The sequence below is a fragment of the Janthinobacterium sp. GL_088 genome, assembly GCF_057837845.1.
This window is the reverse complement of the sequence record NZ_CM174453.1, coordinates 804243-818185: the sequence shown is the minus strand read 5'-3', so window position 1 is coordinate 818185 and position 13943 is coordinate 804243. Positions and strand designations below refer to the sequence as shown.

At 60.2% G+C, this 13943-nt stretch carries 11 protein-coding genes; 5 read left to right on the top strand and 6 right to left on the bottom strand.

The genetic code is table 11. From position 1 onward, the window contains the following. Positions 1-2: 2 nt before the first annotated feature. The 3 genes from AC3IQ7_RS03630 to AC3IQ7_RS03620 form a co-directional block, all read right to left on the bottom strand. Entirely contained in the window at positions 3-446 is a 444-nt protein-coding gene (locus tag AC3IQ7_RS03630) for an HIT family protein (RefSeq protein ID WP_489208384.1), read from the bottom strand. After that, positions 443-4483: a DUF3683 domain-containing protein gene (locus tag AC3IQ7_RS03625; protein WP_489208383.1), complete on the bottom strand. Its 4041-nt coding sequence runs from the start codon at positions 4481-4483 to the stop codon at positions 443-445. The genes AC3IQ7_RS03630 and AC3IQ7_RS03625 overlap by 4 nt, the downstream gene beginning before the upstream one ends. Before the next feature lie 258 nt (positions 4484-4741). Beyond that, complete coding sequence (locus AC3IQ7_RS03620; RefSeq protein WP_092718393.1) at positions 4742-5233, bottom strand: YqaA family protein; 492 nt, start codon at positions 5231-5233, stop codon at positions 4742-4744. A gap of 201 nt (positions 5234-5434) precedes the next feature. Between AC3IQ7_RS03620 and ilvA the strand changes: the two genes are divergently transcribed. The 5 genes from ilvA (at position 5435) to rapZ (ending at position 10808) form a co-directional block, all read left to right on the top strand. After that, a complete protein-coding gene (gene ilvA / locus AC3IQ7_RS03615) occupies positions 5435-6970 on the top strand; it encodes a threonine ammonia-lyase, biosynthetic (protein ID WP_034753344.1) in 1536 nt (511 codons plus the stop codon). Between the two features lie 78 nt (positions 6971-7048). Continuing rightward, positions 7049-7891: an NADPH-dependent 7-cyano-7-deazaguanine reductase QueF gene (gene queF, locus AC3IQ7_RS03610; RefSeq protein ID WP_489208382.1), complete on the top strand. Its 843-nt coding sequence runs from the start codon at positions 7049-7051 to the stop codon at positions 7889-7891. 343 nt (positions 7892-8234) lie between these two features. Then, complete coding sequence (locus AC3IQ7_RS03605; protein WP_034753339.1) at positions 8235-8717, top strand: PTS sugar transporter subunit IIA; 483 nt, start codon at positions 8235-8237, stop codon at positions 8715-8717. A 36-nt stretch (positions 8718-8753) separates the two neighbouring features. Further along, a complete protein-coding gene (hprK, locus tag AC3IQ7_RS03600; RefSeq protein ID WP_034753337.1) occupies positions 8754-9689 on the top strand; it encodes an HPr(Ser) kinase/phosphatase in 936 nt (311 codons plus the stop codon). 255 nt (positions 9690-9944) lie between these two features. Then, positions 9945-10808 (top strand): RNase adapter RapZ, encoded by an 864-nt coding sequence (gene rapZ / locus AC3IQ7_RS03595; RefSeq protein ID WP_099378492.1) that lies wholly within the window; start codon positions 9945-9947, stop codon positions 10806-10808. Here rapZ and AC3IQ7_RS03590 read toward each other — a convergent pair whose 3' ends face one another. The 3 genes from AC3IQ7_RS03590 to AC3IQ7_RS03580 form a co-directional block, all read right to left on the bottom strand. Beyond that, positions 10809-11894, bottom strand: a complete 1086-nt coding sequence (locus AC3IQ7_RS03590; protein ID WP_489208381.1) for a 3-hydroxyisobutyryl-CoA hydrolase — start codon at positions 11892-11894, stop codon at positions 10809-10811. It abuts the gene before it with no gap. Between the two features lie 135 nt (positions 11895-12029). Further along, positions 12030-12392 (bottom strand): ribosome hibernation-promoting factor, HPF/YfiA family, encoded by a 363-nt coding sequence (gene hpf / locus AC3IQ7_RS03585; protein WP_034778388.1) that lies wholly within the window; start codon positions 12390-12392, stop codon positions 12030-12032. 69 nt (positions 12393-12461) lie between these two features. Then, complete coding sequence (locus tag AC3IQ7_RS03580; RefSeq protein WP_489208380.1) at positions 12462-13940, bottom strand: RNA polymerase factor sigma-54; 1479 nt, start codon at positions 13938-13940, stop codon at positions 12462-12464. Positions 13941-13943: the final 3 nt, after the last annotated feature.

The window sequence follows — 13943 nt, the reverse complement described above, 5'->3', positions numbered from 1 at the left end:
CTTTATGCGGATAAACGTTGAATGATGGCGTCGCGCAGTGCCGGCAGCAGGGCGCGGCGCGCGGCCAGCACCTCGGGCACCGTCTCGCGCTGCACGACAGCCCAGCTCGGGTTCGGGAAATGCGCGTCGTCGCGGTAGCGGGGAATCACGTGCCAGTGCACATGCGGCGTCATGTTGCCGAAACTGGCCACGTTGACCTTTTCCGGCTGCATCACTTCACGCACGGCCAGCTCGACTTGCCACACGACTTCCATGACGTAATTGCGCTCGCCGGGCGTCAAATCCGTCATTTCCTTCACGTGTTTGTTCCAGATCACGCGGCAAAAACCGGGATATGCAGGGTCATCGACGGCCACGACGGACAGGCGCTCGCTGCGCCACAGCAAGGTTTCACAACCCTGCTTGCTGGCGAAGCTGTCGAGCAACTGGCATAAATCACAGGTCACACGAGCACCCGTTCGATGCCGCCGTCATTGGCGCGTTTCACGTAATCCGGCATCCAGTTCTCTCCCAGCAAGTGTTTGGCGATCTCGACGACGATGTAGTCGGCCGTCGTGCCCGAATCATCATTGTAGCGCGAGAGTCCTTGCAGGCACGACGGGCAGCTGGTGAGGATTTTCACGTCACCTGTAAAACCATCGCCGCGCAGCTTGTCGGCACCCTTGACCATCTCTTCTTCCTTGCGGAAACGCACTTGCGTAGAAATGTCGGGGCGCGTGACGGCCAGCGAACCCGATTCGCCGCAGCAACGGTCATTCTTCTCGATCTTCACGTTATCGACCGTGCTGATCAGGGAATTGATGGTCTTGCCCGATTCCTGCAGCTTCATCGGATTGTGGCATGGCTCGTGGTACATATAGCGCGTGCCGTTCACGCCTTCCAGCTTGACGTTTTTCTCCAGCAAATACTCATGGATATCCATGATGCGGCAGCCTGGGAAAATCTTTTCAAACTGATACGTTGCCAGCTGGTCGTAGCAAGTACCGCACGAGACGAGCACAGTCTTGATGTCGAGGTAGTTAAGCGTGTTGGCCATGCGGTGGAACAGGACGCGGTTATCCGTCATCATCTTCTCGGCCTTGTCGAACTCGCCCGCGCCCCGCTGCGGATAACCGCAGCACAAGTAGCCCGGCGGCAAGACCGTCTGCACGCCCACTTCCCACAGCATCGCCTGTGTGGCCAGGCCCACTTGCGAGAACAGGCGCTCCGAACCGCAACCGGGGAAGTAGAACACGGCTTCCGTATCGGCCGTCGTCGTCTTCGGGTTGCGGATGATCGGAATGACCTTGTCGTCTTCGATGTCGAGCAGCGCGCGCGCCGATTTCTTCGGCAAGTTGCCCGGCATCTTTTTGTTGATGAAGTGGATCACCTGCGCCTTGACGGGCGGCTTGCCCGTCGATGGCGGCGGTGCCTTGGTTTGCTTCTTGGCAAACTTCTTCAGCAAGTCGTGGCCCAGGCGCTGCGCCTTGTAACCCCAGCCGATCATGACCTTGCGCGTGGCGTTGATGGTCACGGGATCGGTGGCGTTGAGGAACATCATCGTGGCCTTGGTGCCAGGATTAAAGCTCTTCTTGTCCATCTTGCGCAGCAAGTTGCGCATGTTCATCGACACGTCGCCGAAATCGATGTTGACGGGGCAAGGCGTGACGCATTTATGGCACACGGTGCAATGGTCGGCCACGTCCTCGAACTCTTCCCAATGCTTGATGGAAATACCGCGGCGCGTCTGCTCTTCGTACAGGAAGGCTTCGATCAGGGACGAGGTCGCCAAAATCTTGTCGCGTGGCGAGTACAGCAAGTTGGCGCGCGGCACGTGCGTCGAGCACACGGGCTTGCACTTGCCGCAACGCAAGCAATCCTTGACGCTGTCGGCGATGGCGCCGATATCGCTTTGCTGCATGATCAAGGACTCGTGCCCCATCAGGCCGAACGATGGCGTGTAGGCATTGCGCAAGTCGGCACCCATGCCTGGCAGGTTCAGCAATTTGCCTTTATTAAAACGGCCTTCGGGATCGATGCGCTGCTTGTAGCTGCGGAATTCGCCGATCTCTTCTTCCGTCAGGAATTCCAGCTTGGTAATGCCGATACCATGTTCGCCGGAAATAACGCCGTTCAGCGAGCGGGCCAAAATCATGATGCGGCCCACGGCTTCGTGGGCGTCCTGCAGCATTTCGTAATTGTCCGAGTTGACGGGCAAGTTCGTGTGCACGTTGCCGTCGCCCGCATGCATGTGCAGCGCGACAAACACGCGGCTACGCAAGATGCGCGCATGGATGGCGGTGGCCTCGTCGAGGATCAGTTTGAAAGCGGCGCCGTTGAAGATCTGGCGCAACTGGGCCCGAATCTCTTGCTTCCAGGTAATGCGCACGGTGCGGTCCTGCACCACGTCGAACAGGGTGGCGTCCGGCTGCGTTTCCAGGCGCGCATCGAACACGGGCAGCAAGCGCTCCATGCCCAGTTCGGCCAATTCGCCCTTCACGTCCGCCAGCGGACGATCGAGCTGGGCCAGCAGATAGGTCCAGCGTGCCGTGACTTGCGCCAGCAGCTGTTGTGCCTGCTCGGCGCGGTCGCCCAGCATTTCCGCATCGTCGACCCGGTCGTCGGACGCATCGTCGCTCTTGCCTACTGGCAAATTACCTTTGCCAAAGAATTCGCTCAGGGCCTCGGCCAGTTGCAGCTTGTTCTTGATCGACAGCTCGATATTGATGCGCTCGATGCCATCCGTGTATTCGCCCATGCGATTGAGCGGAATCACGACGTCTTCATTGATCTTGAACGCGTTGGTATGCTTGGCGATCGCGGCCGTGCGGGCGCGGTCGAGCCAGAATTTCTTGCGCGCTTCCGGGCTGACGGCAACAAAACCTTCGCCCACGCGGGTGTTGGCGATGCGCACCACTTCCGACGCCGCTTGTGCGACGGCATTTTCATCGTCGCCGACGATGTCGCCGAACAGGGCCATCTTCGGCAGCACGCCCCGCTTCGACTTGGTGGCGTAACCGACGGCGCGCAGGTAGCGCTCGTCCAGGTGTTCCAGGCCCGCCAGGCGGATGGTCGTGTATTGCTCGCCCTTGGCCGGCAAACCGTCCAGGTAATCCTTGATTTCCACGATCGACGGAATCGCGTCGCGCGCCTGGCCAAAGAATTCCAGGCAGACGGTACGGGCGAACTTCGGCATCTTGTGCAGAATCCAGCGCGCCGACGTGATCAGGCCGTCGCAACCCTCTTTCTGGATGCCCGGCAAGCCGGAGAGGAATTTATCGGTGACGTCCTTGCCCAGGCCTTCCTTGCGGAACTTGCGGCCAGGAATTTCCAGGATTTCCGTCTTGAACGGCGCGTTCGGCTTGGTCGCGTCGCGCGTGCTCGGGTGACGCCATTCCAGCTGGAAACGTGCCAGCGCGATATCGTGGATCTTGCCCAGGTTATGGTCGAGGCGCGTGACGTCGAGCCAGTCGCCGTTCGGGTCAACCATGCGCCACGAGGCCAGGTTGTCCAGCGCCGTGCCCCACAGCACAGCCTTCTTGCCGCCCGCATTCATGGCGACGTTGCCTCCGATGCAAGAGGCGTGCGCCGAGGTCGGGTCGACGGCAAACACGAAACCGGCCTTTTCCGCCGCTTCCGACACTTTATTCGTGATCACGCCCGCGCCCGAATTGATGGTCGCGTATTCGTGGCTCAATCCCGGCAAGACCGTCATTTCCACGGCGCCCAAAGTGATGAGTTTTTCCGTGTTGATGACGGCCGACATCGGCGTCAAGGGAATCGCGCCGCCCGTGTAACCGGTGCCGCCGCCGCGCGGGATGATGGTCAATCCCAGCTCAATACAGCCCTTGACCAGGCCAGCCATTTCCTCTTCCGTGTCGGGAGTGAGCACGACGAACGGGTATTCCACGCGCCAGTCGGTGGCGTCCGTCACGTGCGAGACGCGCGTCATGCCATCGAAGCGCACATTGTGTTTTTCCGTGTAGCGGCCCAGCACCTTGACCGTGCGCTTGCGCAAGTCATAGGTCTTGCGGAATTCGTCGCCGAAATCGGCCACGGCCTTGCTGGCCGCTTTCAGCAGCAGTTCCACGTTGGCACTGCGCGCTTGCGCCACTTCCGGCGCTTCACCGGCAGCAAGCGCGTCGCCGCCGGCCACATCGATGGACAGGCGGCGCTTGTCGACTTCGGCCAGGCGGTGGTGCAAGGCATCGATCAAACCCTGGCGGCGCTTCGGATTGTCGAGCAAGTCATCCTGCAGGTAGGGATTGCGGCGCACGACCCAGATGTCGCCCAGCACCTCGTACAGCATGCGGGCCGAACGGCCCGTCTGGCGGGCGCCGCGCAGCTCGTCGAGCAGGCGCCACGAGTCCTCCCCCAACAGGCGTATGACGATCTCGCGATCGGAAAACGACGTGTAGTTATACGGGATTTCACGCAGGCGGCTTGCTGCGGGACCATTGGGCGTTTCTGCCAGTAAAGCTTGGATATGTGCGGGAGCGTTCATGGAGTGTGGTGACGATGTGGACTGGACCCTAAAGACCCATTTTATCTTATTGCGCCGCACCATGCGGGAACAGCCTTATGCCGCCCAAGGTTTAAGCACCTCACCCGCCACCATAGCAAATACGGAAAAGCCCTATTTTGCATGAATAAAAAACCAGTCTTGATGATTTTTCGACGCAAAAATGCCAAGAATCAGAGTCTGCTGCAAACTATCGAACTGCCCAAAAATAGGGCAAACGGGCGTTGCAGCCAGTCCCATTCAGGCCAGCATCTGGCCGATCCGGTGCCATACGCCATCGGGTACGTAGAGCAGCAAGCCCGTCATGGTCAGGTAGCGCGCGCACTTGCCGACGGCCATGTAGGCCACGCTGGGCCAGAACGGCAGCTTGAGCCAGCCGGCCAAGGTGCACAGCGGGTCGCCCACGATGGGCAGCCAGGCCAGCAGCATGGTCTTGGCGCCGTAGCGGGCCAGCCAGCGGAACCAGCGCGTGTCGCGCTCCTTGGCGAACGCCTGCTTGGCCCGGTAGCCCATCCAGTAGTCGACGATGCCGCCCAGGGTATTGCCCAAGGTGGCGACGCCGATGGCGGCCCAGAACAGCGCGGGATTGGCCTTGATGACGGCAAACACGGCCGGTTCCGAGCCGAGCGGCAACAGGGTGGCGGAAATAAAGCTGATCAGAAAGACCGAGGTCAGCCCGACTTCCGGTGCTGCGATCAGTTGCAGCAGCCAGGCGATTGCGGATTCGATCATGGAACACTTCGCGATGCAGTAAGGCTCTCCATTATAATGAAGAGCAGCTTGCGCGCCGCACAATCCGCGCTGGCAGGCAAAGGCATACCCGCCCGTAGTTCCACAGAGCATTATTGTCGCCAGGCTATCCGCCGCGGCGCCGCCGCTATCGCCCGACACGCTCCAGACCCTTTCTGGCCCAGAATCACTTGCTTGCAGACTATGAACATCGACTACCTCAAGAAAATCCTGACCGCCCGCGTCTATGACGTCGCTACCGAAACGCCGCTGGAACTGGCCCCTGCCCTGTCGCAGCGCCTGAACAACCAGATTTACTTCAAGCGCGAAGACATGCAAAGCGTGTTCAGTTTCAAGATTCGTGGCGCCTACAACAAGATGTCCAAGCTGAGCGAAGCGGAACGCAAGCGCGGCGTGATTTGCGCCTCGGCCGGCAACCATGCCCAGGGCGTGGCTCTGTCGGCCGCGCGCATGGGTTGCCGCGCCGTCATCGTCATGCCGACCACCACGCCGCTGGTGAAAGTCGAGGCGGTCAAGGGACGCGGCGGCGTGAACGTGGAAGTGGTACTGCACGGCGAGTCCTACACGGATGCCTACAACCATGCGCTGACCCTGGAAAAGGAACAGAAGCTGACCTTCGTGCACCCGTTCGACGACCCGGACGTGATCGCCGGCCAGGGCACGATCGGCATGGAAATCCTGCGCCAGCACGCCGGCCCCATCCACGCCATCTTCGCTCCCATCGGCGGCGGCGGCTTGATCGCCGGCATTGCCGCCTATGTGAAACAGATTCGCCCCGACATCAAGATCATCGGCGTGCAAAGCGTCGATTCGAACGCCATGGCCCGCTCGCTGAAAGCGGGCGAGCGCGTGACCCTGAACGACGTGGGCCTGTTTGCAGACGGCACGGCCGTGCGCCTGGCCGGCGAGGAAACCTTCCGCCTGGTGCAGGCGTATGTCGATGAAATCATTACGGTCGACACGGACGCCATCTGCGCCGCCATCAAGGATGTGTTCACGGATACGCGCTCCATCCTGGAACCATCGGGCGCCCTGGCCATCGCCGGCGCCAAAGCCTATGTGGAACGGGCCAGCCTGACCAAGCATCCTGTCAACAATGAAACCCTGGTCACCATCGCCAGCGGCGCGAACATGAATTTCGACCGTTTGCGCTTCGTCGCCGAGCGGGCCGAACTGGGCGAGTTCCGCGAAGCCGTGTTTGCCGTCACCATGCGCGAACAGCGGGGCAGCTTCAAGCGCTTCTGCTCGCTCATCGGCGCGCGCAACGTGACGGAATTTAACTATCGCATCAGCGATGAAAAAGCCGCGCACGTGTTCGTCGGCATTCAAATTGCCGACCGGCATGAGTCGAGCGTCCTGGCCAAGACCTTCGAGGAACACGAATTCAAGACCCTGGACCTGACCCACGACGAACTGGCCAAGTCGCATATCCGCCACCTGGTGGGCGGCAAGAGCCGGCTGGCGCAGGACGAGCTGCTGTACCGCTTTGAATTCCCCGAGCGCCCGGGTGCGCTGATGCGCTTCCTCGACAGCATGGCGCCGAACTGGAATATTTCACTTTGTCATTACCGCAGCCAGGGCGGCGACGTGGGCCGCATCCTGATCGGCTTGCAAGTGCCGCCCGACGAGATGGGAGAATTCGCCCGCTTCCTCGATACCCTGGGCTACCGTTACTGGGATGAGAGCAGCAATCCCGTCTACAAACTGTTCTTGGGCTAAATAGCGAATTCACCCCGGTATTGCACTGGGGTGAAATAGGCTACCATGCGTGCTTGACTGAATTCACGCCACACGACCATGACCACCACCAACGACCTCGCCGAACTGTCTCCCCTGGGCAAAAGCTCCGCCTACCGCACCGATTACGCGCCGGAACTGCTGTTTCCGATTCCACGCCAGGGCAAGCGCGACGAGCTGGAACTGCGCGGTACGCTACCCTTCTTTGGCCTCGATATCTGGAATGCGTATGAATTGTCGTGGCTGAACCAGCGCGGCAAGCCGCAGGTGGCCATTGCCAAGGTCAGCGCGCCGGCCGATTCGCCCAACATCATCGAATCGAAATCGTTCAAGCTGTATCTGAACTCGTTCAACCAGACCAAGCTGGACAGCGCAGATGCGCTGCTGGCCCTGCTCAAGCAGGATTTATCGAACGGCTTCGGCGCGCCCGTGCAAGTGGAACTGACCTTGCAGGACGATTTCGGCAAGCTGAAAATGGGCGAATTCGACGGCGTACTGCTGGACCGCCTGGATCTGGAAATCACGCAATACACGCCCTCGCCGCAGCTCTTGAAGGCGGCGTTCGATGATGCGCCCGTGGAAGAAAAACTCGTTTCGCACTTGCTCAAATCGAATTGCCTGGTGACGGGCCAGCCCGACTGGGGCAGCGTGCAGATCGAATATGCGGGACCGCAGATCGACCAGGAAAGCCTGTTGCGCTACCTGATCGGTTTCCGCGAGCATAACGAATTCCACGAGCAATGCGTGGAGCGCATCTTTGTCGATATCTTGCGTCAGTGCAAGCCGCAAAAACTGTCCGTGTATGCGCGCTATACGCGCCGCGGCGGGCTCGATATCAATCCCTGGCGCAGCAATTTCAGTACGGGTACGATGCCGGGCAATCTGCGCAATGCGCGCCAGTAACATTGGGTAACACCGCGCAACACCACAAAACCATGCCAACAGGAATGTTGGCTGTGTTTTAAAACAACGTTGCAGTAGTGCCGCAGAGCATGTCAAAGACGCTGAAAAATCGGAAAATCGGCATTCGGCGGCGGAAAAACCGGCGCACCGCGTGTTTTTAATCAGGAAATAGCCGATACACGCCGATGTTATTTTTTTGCTAAAATGATGGCTACGCGGGCTGTAGCTCCCACTGCGCCCGCAGCGGGCGTATACTGTTGAGAATTGGCGTTACAGGCCGCCGAAACAGGCCTATAATTCGGCTCGCAAGCCCTCTGCGCATTGCACCATTTCATTGAGTGTCATGACTAATCTTAGCAAAATATTATCCCTCGAAAACGTCCTGCTGGACCTGGAAGTCTCCAGTAAAAAGCGCGCCTTCGAGCAAGCCGGCCTGATCTTCGAAAACAATTACGGCATCGCCCGCTCTACCGTCTCGGACAATCTGTTTGCCCGCGAACGCCTGGGCTCGACTGGCCTGGGCCATGGCGTGGCCGTGCCGCATGGCAGAGTCAAGGGCAGCAAAACTTTGAAATCGCCGCTGGGTGCCTTCGTGCGCCTGGCCGAGCCGATTCCGTTCGAGTCACCCGATGGCAAGCCCGTCAATCTGCTGTTTTTCCTGCTGATTCCCGATCATGTCACCCAGCAACATCTGGAAATCCTGTCGGAAATCGCGGAAATGTTTTCCGACGATGCCTTCCGCACGGCGCTGGCCACGGATCCGGAACCGAAATCCGTGCATTCGCGCATCGTCAATTGGCAACCCAGCCTGCAAGCGGCGGGTTAAACTTCAGGTATTCCTCCACTCCTGAAGAAGACTGCCATGTTGCAAACGCCGCTGACGATACAACGCCTGTACGACGATAATCGTGAAAGTCTGCAACTGGGCTGGTTCGCCGGCTTCCCCGGCGGCGAGCGCCTGATCTCGGGCGACGTCTCGTCGGCCGCCGACCAGGTGGGTCACTTGAACCTGATTCATCCGGGCCGCATCCAGGTCTTTGGCCACCAGGAAATCAATTACTACCAGCGCCTGAAGGTCAACACGCGCACCCACGTGATTGGCGAGCTGATCGCCGGCGGTCCGCCCGCGCTGATCATCGCGCAGGGGCTGGAAACGCCGCCCGACATTCTCGCCATTTGCGACGAGCAAAACATTCCCCTGTTCTCCACGCCGCTGCCGGCCGCGCAAGTGATCGACTTCCTGCGCGTCTACCTGTCGAAAAAACTGGCGCAACGCATCATCATGCATGGCGTGTTCATGGACGTGCTGGGCGTGGGCGTGCTGATCACGGGCGATTCCGGCCTGGGCAAAAGCGAGCTGGGGCTGGAGCTGATCTCGCGCAGCCACGGCCTGGTGGCCGATGACGCCGTCGAGTTCTCGCGCATCGCCCCGAACATGATCGAAGGACGCTGCCCGCCACTGCTGCAAAACCTGCTGGAAGTGCGGGGACTGGGTTTACTCGACATCAAGGCCATCTTTGGCGAAACGGCCGTGCGCCGCAAGATGCGCCTGAAACTGATCGTGCACCTCGTGCGCCGCAACGCGCTGGAAGAAGAAGTCGAGCGCCTGCCCTTCCTGTTCCCCACGGAAGACGTGCTGGGCTTGCCCGTGCGCAAGGTCGTCATCCCCGTCGCCGCCGGCCGCAACATCGCCGTGCTGCTGGAAGCGGCCGTGCGCAATACGATTCTGCAGCTGCGCGGCATCGATACCTTGCAGGAGTTCATGGAGCGGCAACGACTCGCCATGAGTGGCGATTAATGTTGCTAAGGAGTTCGCCCTTGCAAGGGCGAACCGTTACGCAGGCACGCAGCTGTGCTGCGTGAATTCCCTGCTGCACCAACGTTTGGCAATGAGCGGCGATTAATTACCGGGGTCCGACCCGACGGGTCTGACCCCCACATTGACGTCAATGGCAACAATTAAATACAAGCAATGCTCGAACAATAATTGCAATAATTTGTAAAGATAATTGCCTTCGGAGCAGAGCGCCGATCTTTATTGTATGATCGGCGTATGCATATCGTCCTTATCACCGGAATATCCGGCTCCGGTAAATCCGTCGCGCTCAATGTGCTGGAAGATACCGGCTACTATTGTGTCGACAACCTGCCACCGGCCTTGCTGCCCAGCCTGGTGCAAACCCTGCTCGACGAAGGTACACCGCAACTGGCCGTCGCCGTCGATGCGCGCAGCGCCGAGTCGCTGACCAGCCTGCCGCACAATGTGGCCCTGCTGCGCGACCAGGGGCATGACGTCAAGGTCATGTTCCTGACGGCCACCACGCATTCGCTGGTGGCGCGCTTCTCGGAAACGCGGCGCAGCCATCCGCTGTCGCATGAATTGCGTCCGAACCAGAATCCGGCCAGCCGCCGCACCCTGATCGAGTGCATTTCGGAAGAACGCGAGCGCCTGTCGGCCATCGAACAGCTGGGCCATGTGATCGACACGTCGGAACTGAGCGCCAATAAATTGCGCGCCTGGATCAAGGATATCGTCGCCTCCGAGCGCGCGCCGCTGACCCTGTTCTTCGAATCGTTCGCCTTCAAGCTGGGCGTGCCGCTGGACGCCGATTTCGTCTTCGACGTGCGGGCCTTGCCAAATCCCTATTACGACCTGGCCCTGCGTCCCCTCGACGGACGCGACGCGCCCGTGATCGCCTTCCTCGATGCGCAGCCGAGCGCGCTGGAACTGCTGGCCGATATCCGCACCTTCATCGAGAAATGGTTGCCGTCATTCAAGTCCGACAACCGCAGCTACCTGACGGTGGCCCTGGGTTGCACGGGCGGCCAGCACCGCTCCGTGTACATGGCGGAACGGCTGGCGCAGTATTTCGGCCCGAACGAAAGAGTCGTGCTGCGCCATCGCGAGCGCGCTTGATTAGTCGAGGTGGCGCAGCGGATGCGCTTGCGCCGGCCAGACGGGGACAAAGAAGCGCGCCACCATGGCCGTGTCGACGTCGTCCAGGCTGGCAGGATTCCAACGGGGCGCATTGTCCTTGTCGACCACCAGCGCGCGCACGCCTTCGAGCACTTCGCCATGCTCGAAATTATGGCGCACCACCGTGCGCTCCAGGCGCAGGCAATCGGCCACGCCCAGGTGAACGCCCCGCTGCAGCAATTCCAGGGTGACCGACATCATCAAGGGCGAACGCAAACGCATGGCCGCCAGCGCCCTGGCGGCGAACGCACAGTCGTCCTGCGCCAGCGAGGCCATGATGGTCGCCACCGAACCCGCACTGAAATGACGGTCCAGCGCCGCACGCGCCGTGGCCAGCGGAGATACCCCCGCCTCGGCCTGGAACGGTGCCGCCAGCGCCTTGATGGCTACCGGCAAGGCCTCGCCCGGAGTCGAGTCGAACAGGGCCAGCAGCGCCCCCATCTGCGCCTCGGGCAGGTAGACATCGGCCAGGCCCGTGTACAGGGCATCGGCCGCGTTGATCGTCAGGCCCGTCAAGCCCAGATACAGGCCCAGCTGGCCGGCCAGGCGGGACAGGAAATAACTGCCGCCCACGTCAGGGAACAGGCCGATATTGACTTCCGGCATGGCCATGCGCGTGCGGCCCGTCACGATGCGCAGGCGATTGCCGGGCCCGGCTTGCGCCACGCCCATGCCGCCGCCCATCACCACGCCATCCATCACGGCAATATACGGTTTCGGATAGAAATGAATCACATGATTTAACACGTATTCTTCCGTAAAGAAATCTTCCAGCAGGGCGCTGCCGCCTTGCGGCGTGGCCAGGCCCGCATCGTAAAAGAAACGGATGTCGCCGCCGGCGCACAGGGCTTTTTCGCTGCTGGAACGGATCACGACGGCGTCCACGTGCGGATCATCGCGCCAGGCCAGCAAGGTCGCACTCAGGGCGCGCACCATCTCCAGCGACAGGGAATTCAAGGCTTTCGGACGGTCGAGCACGATGTGCCCGGTGCGGTTGCGGATGGAGGTCTGGACGAAGTCGCTCATGGCAGGCAGGAAAGAAGTGAAAGTGCAAACATTCTAGCGCCTGCGCGGGGAAGATTGCGTTCAACAGGTCCAGGCGCAAAAAAGGGCGCAAGATGTGCGCCCTTAGTTGATCACAACTGCTGGAAGCGGGTGGCCTTAGACGGCGACGACGGCTTCTTCCTCGGAGTTGTCTGGCAGATGCTTGATCGCCTCTTTACCGTGCCCTTGCACTTTGGTTTTGTATTTCATCACTTGCCTATCGAGCTTGTCGATCAGGGTATCGATCGCGGCGTACAGGTCGTGCGCCAAGCTTTCCACATAGACAGTCTTGCCACTCAAACGCAGGTTGACTTCAGCCTTTTGACGTTTTTCTTTCTCTTTGAGGTTATCCACGGTCAGAATCACGGCGATATCGATGACTTGATCGAAATGACGTTTCACGCGCTCCAGCTTCGTTTGTACGTATTCACGGATGGCTGGTGTCACTTCGAGATGATGTCCGCTGATGGTGAGATTCATACACACTCCTAAAGATGATCGGGTTCGTGCGGTCCATCCTATCCGGCCCGCAGAGGAACCGAAAAAAACTTACAAACACTTACGCAGGCTCACTGGCGGAATTTTCAACGCTTCCCGGTATTTGGCAACAGTACGTCGCGCAATCACCATGCCTTGTTCCCCCAGCATGTCCGCAATCTTACTGTCGGATAAAGGATTTTTAGGGTCTTCTGCTCCTGTCAGTTGCACGATCAATGCCCGTATCGCCGTCGATGACGCTTCGCCCCCCGCTTCGGTGGCGACGTGGCTACCAAAGAAATATTTCAACTCGAACATGCCGTGCGGGGTCAGCATGTACTTTTGAGTTGTTACCCGCGAGATAGTACTCTCGTGTAAACCCAGTGTATCAGCTATTTCACGGAGCACAAGGGGGCGCATGGCAACGGCCCCATGCGAGAAAAAGTTCTTTTGTCTTTCTACTATCGCCTGTGCCACGCGCAGGATCGTGTCGAAGCGCTGGCGCATATTCTTGATCAGCCACTTGGCTTCCTGCAACTGTGCGCCCATGGCGCCCTCGCCCTTGCCCTGCTTGAGCAAGTTGGCGTACATGGCGTTGACACGCAGGCGCGGCATGACGTCGTTGTTCAGGGTCACTTGCCAGCCATTGCGCGCGCGCTTGACGACGACGTCGGGCACCACGTAATCGGAGACGTCCGAGGCGAATACGGCGCCCGGATGCGGATTGCACTGGCGAATCACCGTCTGCGCCTCGCGCAAGTCTTCATCGTCGCAATCGAGGGCTTTTTTCAGCTTGTTGAAATCGCGCTGGGCAAACCAGGCCAGGTGCTTTTCGACGATGACGAGGGCCATGCGCCGCGTCACCATGGCGATGTGCGGCAAGCGCTTGATTTGCAGCGCCAGGCATTCGGACGCATTGCGCGCGCCCACGCCGGGCGGATCGAAACTTTGCAGCAGCGACAAAGCCGTGCGCATCTCGTCGGTGTCGATTTCCAGCTCTTCCGGCAGGCGTGCCAGGATGTCGTCGAGCGACTCTTCCAGGTAGCCATTGTCGTCGAGCGCGTCGATGATCAGCTCGACCAGCGCGCGATCGCGCAATTCCAGCACCGTCACGCGCATCTGCTCCATCAGGTGCTCGCGCAGGGTGCAGTGATGGGCCTCCAGTTGCGGACGCGAATCTTCATCGTCGGGCGCCTTGCCCCGGCTCGCCTCGCTCCAGTCGCTGTCGCCGCCCTCGGCGGCGGCCGGGCTGTCGCCCGCCTCGCCATCAAAGGTTTCCGCTTCGGCCGGCGCGGCGGGCGCGTCCTGGCCTGGCGGCTGGGGTGGCGCTTCGGCCGGCGCTGCCGTGGAACTCAAGGCCCCGTCGGACAGCAGGCGCAGCGAACGGTCGAGCGGATCGTCGAGGCGTTCAAGCAAGGGATTATCCGTCAGCAATTGCTCTAATTCCTGGTGCAATTCCAGGGTAGACAATTGCAACAGGCGTATCGATTGCTGCAACTGCGGCGTCAGTGCCAGGTGCTGCGAAGTGCGCAGCTGCAATGATTGTTTCATTGG

What these genes read in the sequence shown, in the direction of transcription:
- AC3IQ7_RS03620 (WP_092718393.1), bottom strand. Translation starts at nt 5,233, where the DNA reads ATGATCGAATCCGCAATCGCCTGGCTGCTGCAACTGATCGCAGCACCG.
- AC3IQ7_RS03580 (WP_489208380.1), bottom strand. Translation starts at nt 13,940, where the DNA reads ATGAAACAATCATTGCAGCTGCGCACTTCGCAGCACCTGGCACTGACG.
- queF (WP_489208382.1), top strand. Translation starts at nt 7,049, where the DNA reads ATGACCACCACCAACGACCTCGCCGAACTGTCTCCCCTGGGCAAAAGC.
- hpf (WP_034778388.1), bottom strand. Translation starts at nt 12,392, where the DNA reads ATGAATCTCACCATCAGCGGACATCATCTCGAAGTGACACCAGCCATC.
- AC3IQ7_RS03590 (WP_489208381.1), bottom strand. Translation starts at nt 11,894, where the DNA reads ATGAGCGACTTCGTCCAGACCTCCATCCGCAACCGCACCGGGCACATC.
- AC3IQ7_RS03625 (WP_489208383.1), bottom strand. Translation starts at nt 4,483, where the DNA reads ATGAACGCTCCCGCACATATCCAAGCTTTACTGGCAGAAACGCCCAAT.
- ilvA (WP_034753344.1), top strand. Translation starts at nt 5,435, where the DNA reads ATGAACATCGACTACCTCAAGAAAATCCTGACCGCCCGCGTCTATGAC.
- AC3IQ7_RS03605 (WP_034753339.1), top strand. Translation starts at nt 8,235, where the DNA reads ATGACTAATCTTAGCAAAATATTATCCCTCGAAAACGTCCTGCTGGAC.
- hprK (WP_034753337.1), top strand. Translation starts at nt 8,754, where the DNA reads ATGTTGCAAACGCCGCTGACGATACAACGCCTGTACGACGATAATCGT.
- rapZ (WP_099378492.1), top strand. Translation starts at nt 9,945, where the DNA reads ATGCATATCGTCCTTATCACCGGAATATCCGGCTCCGGTAAATCCGTC.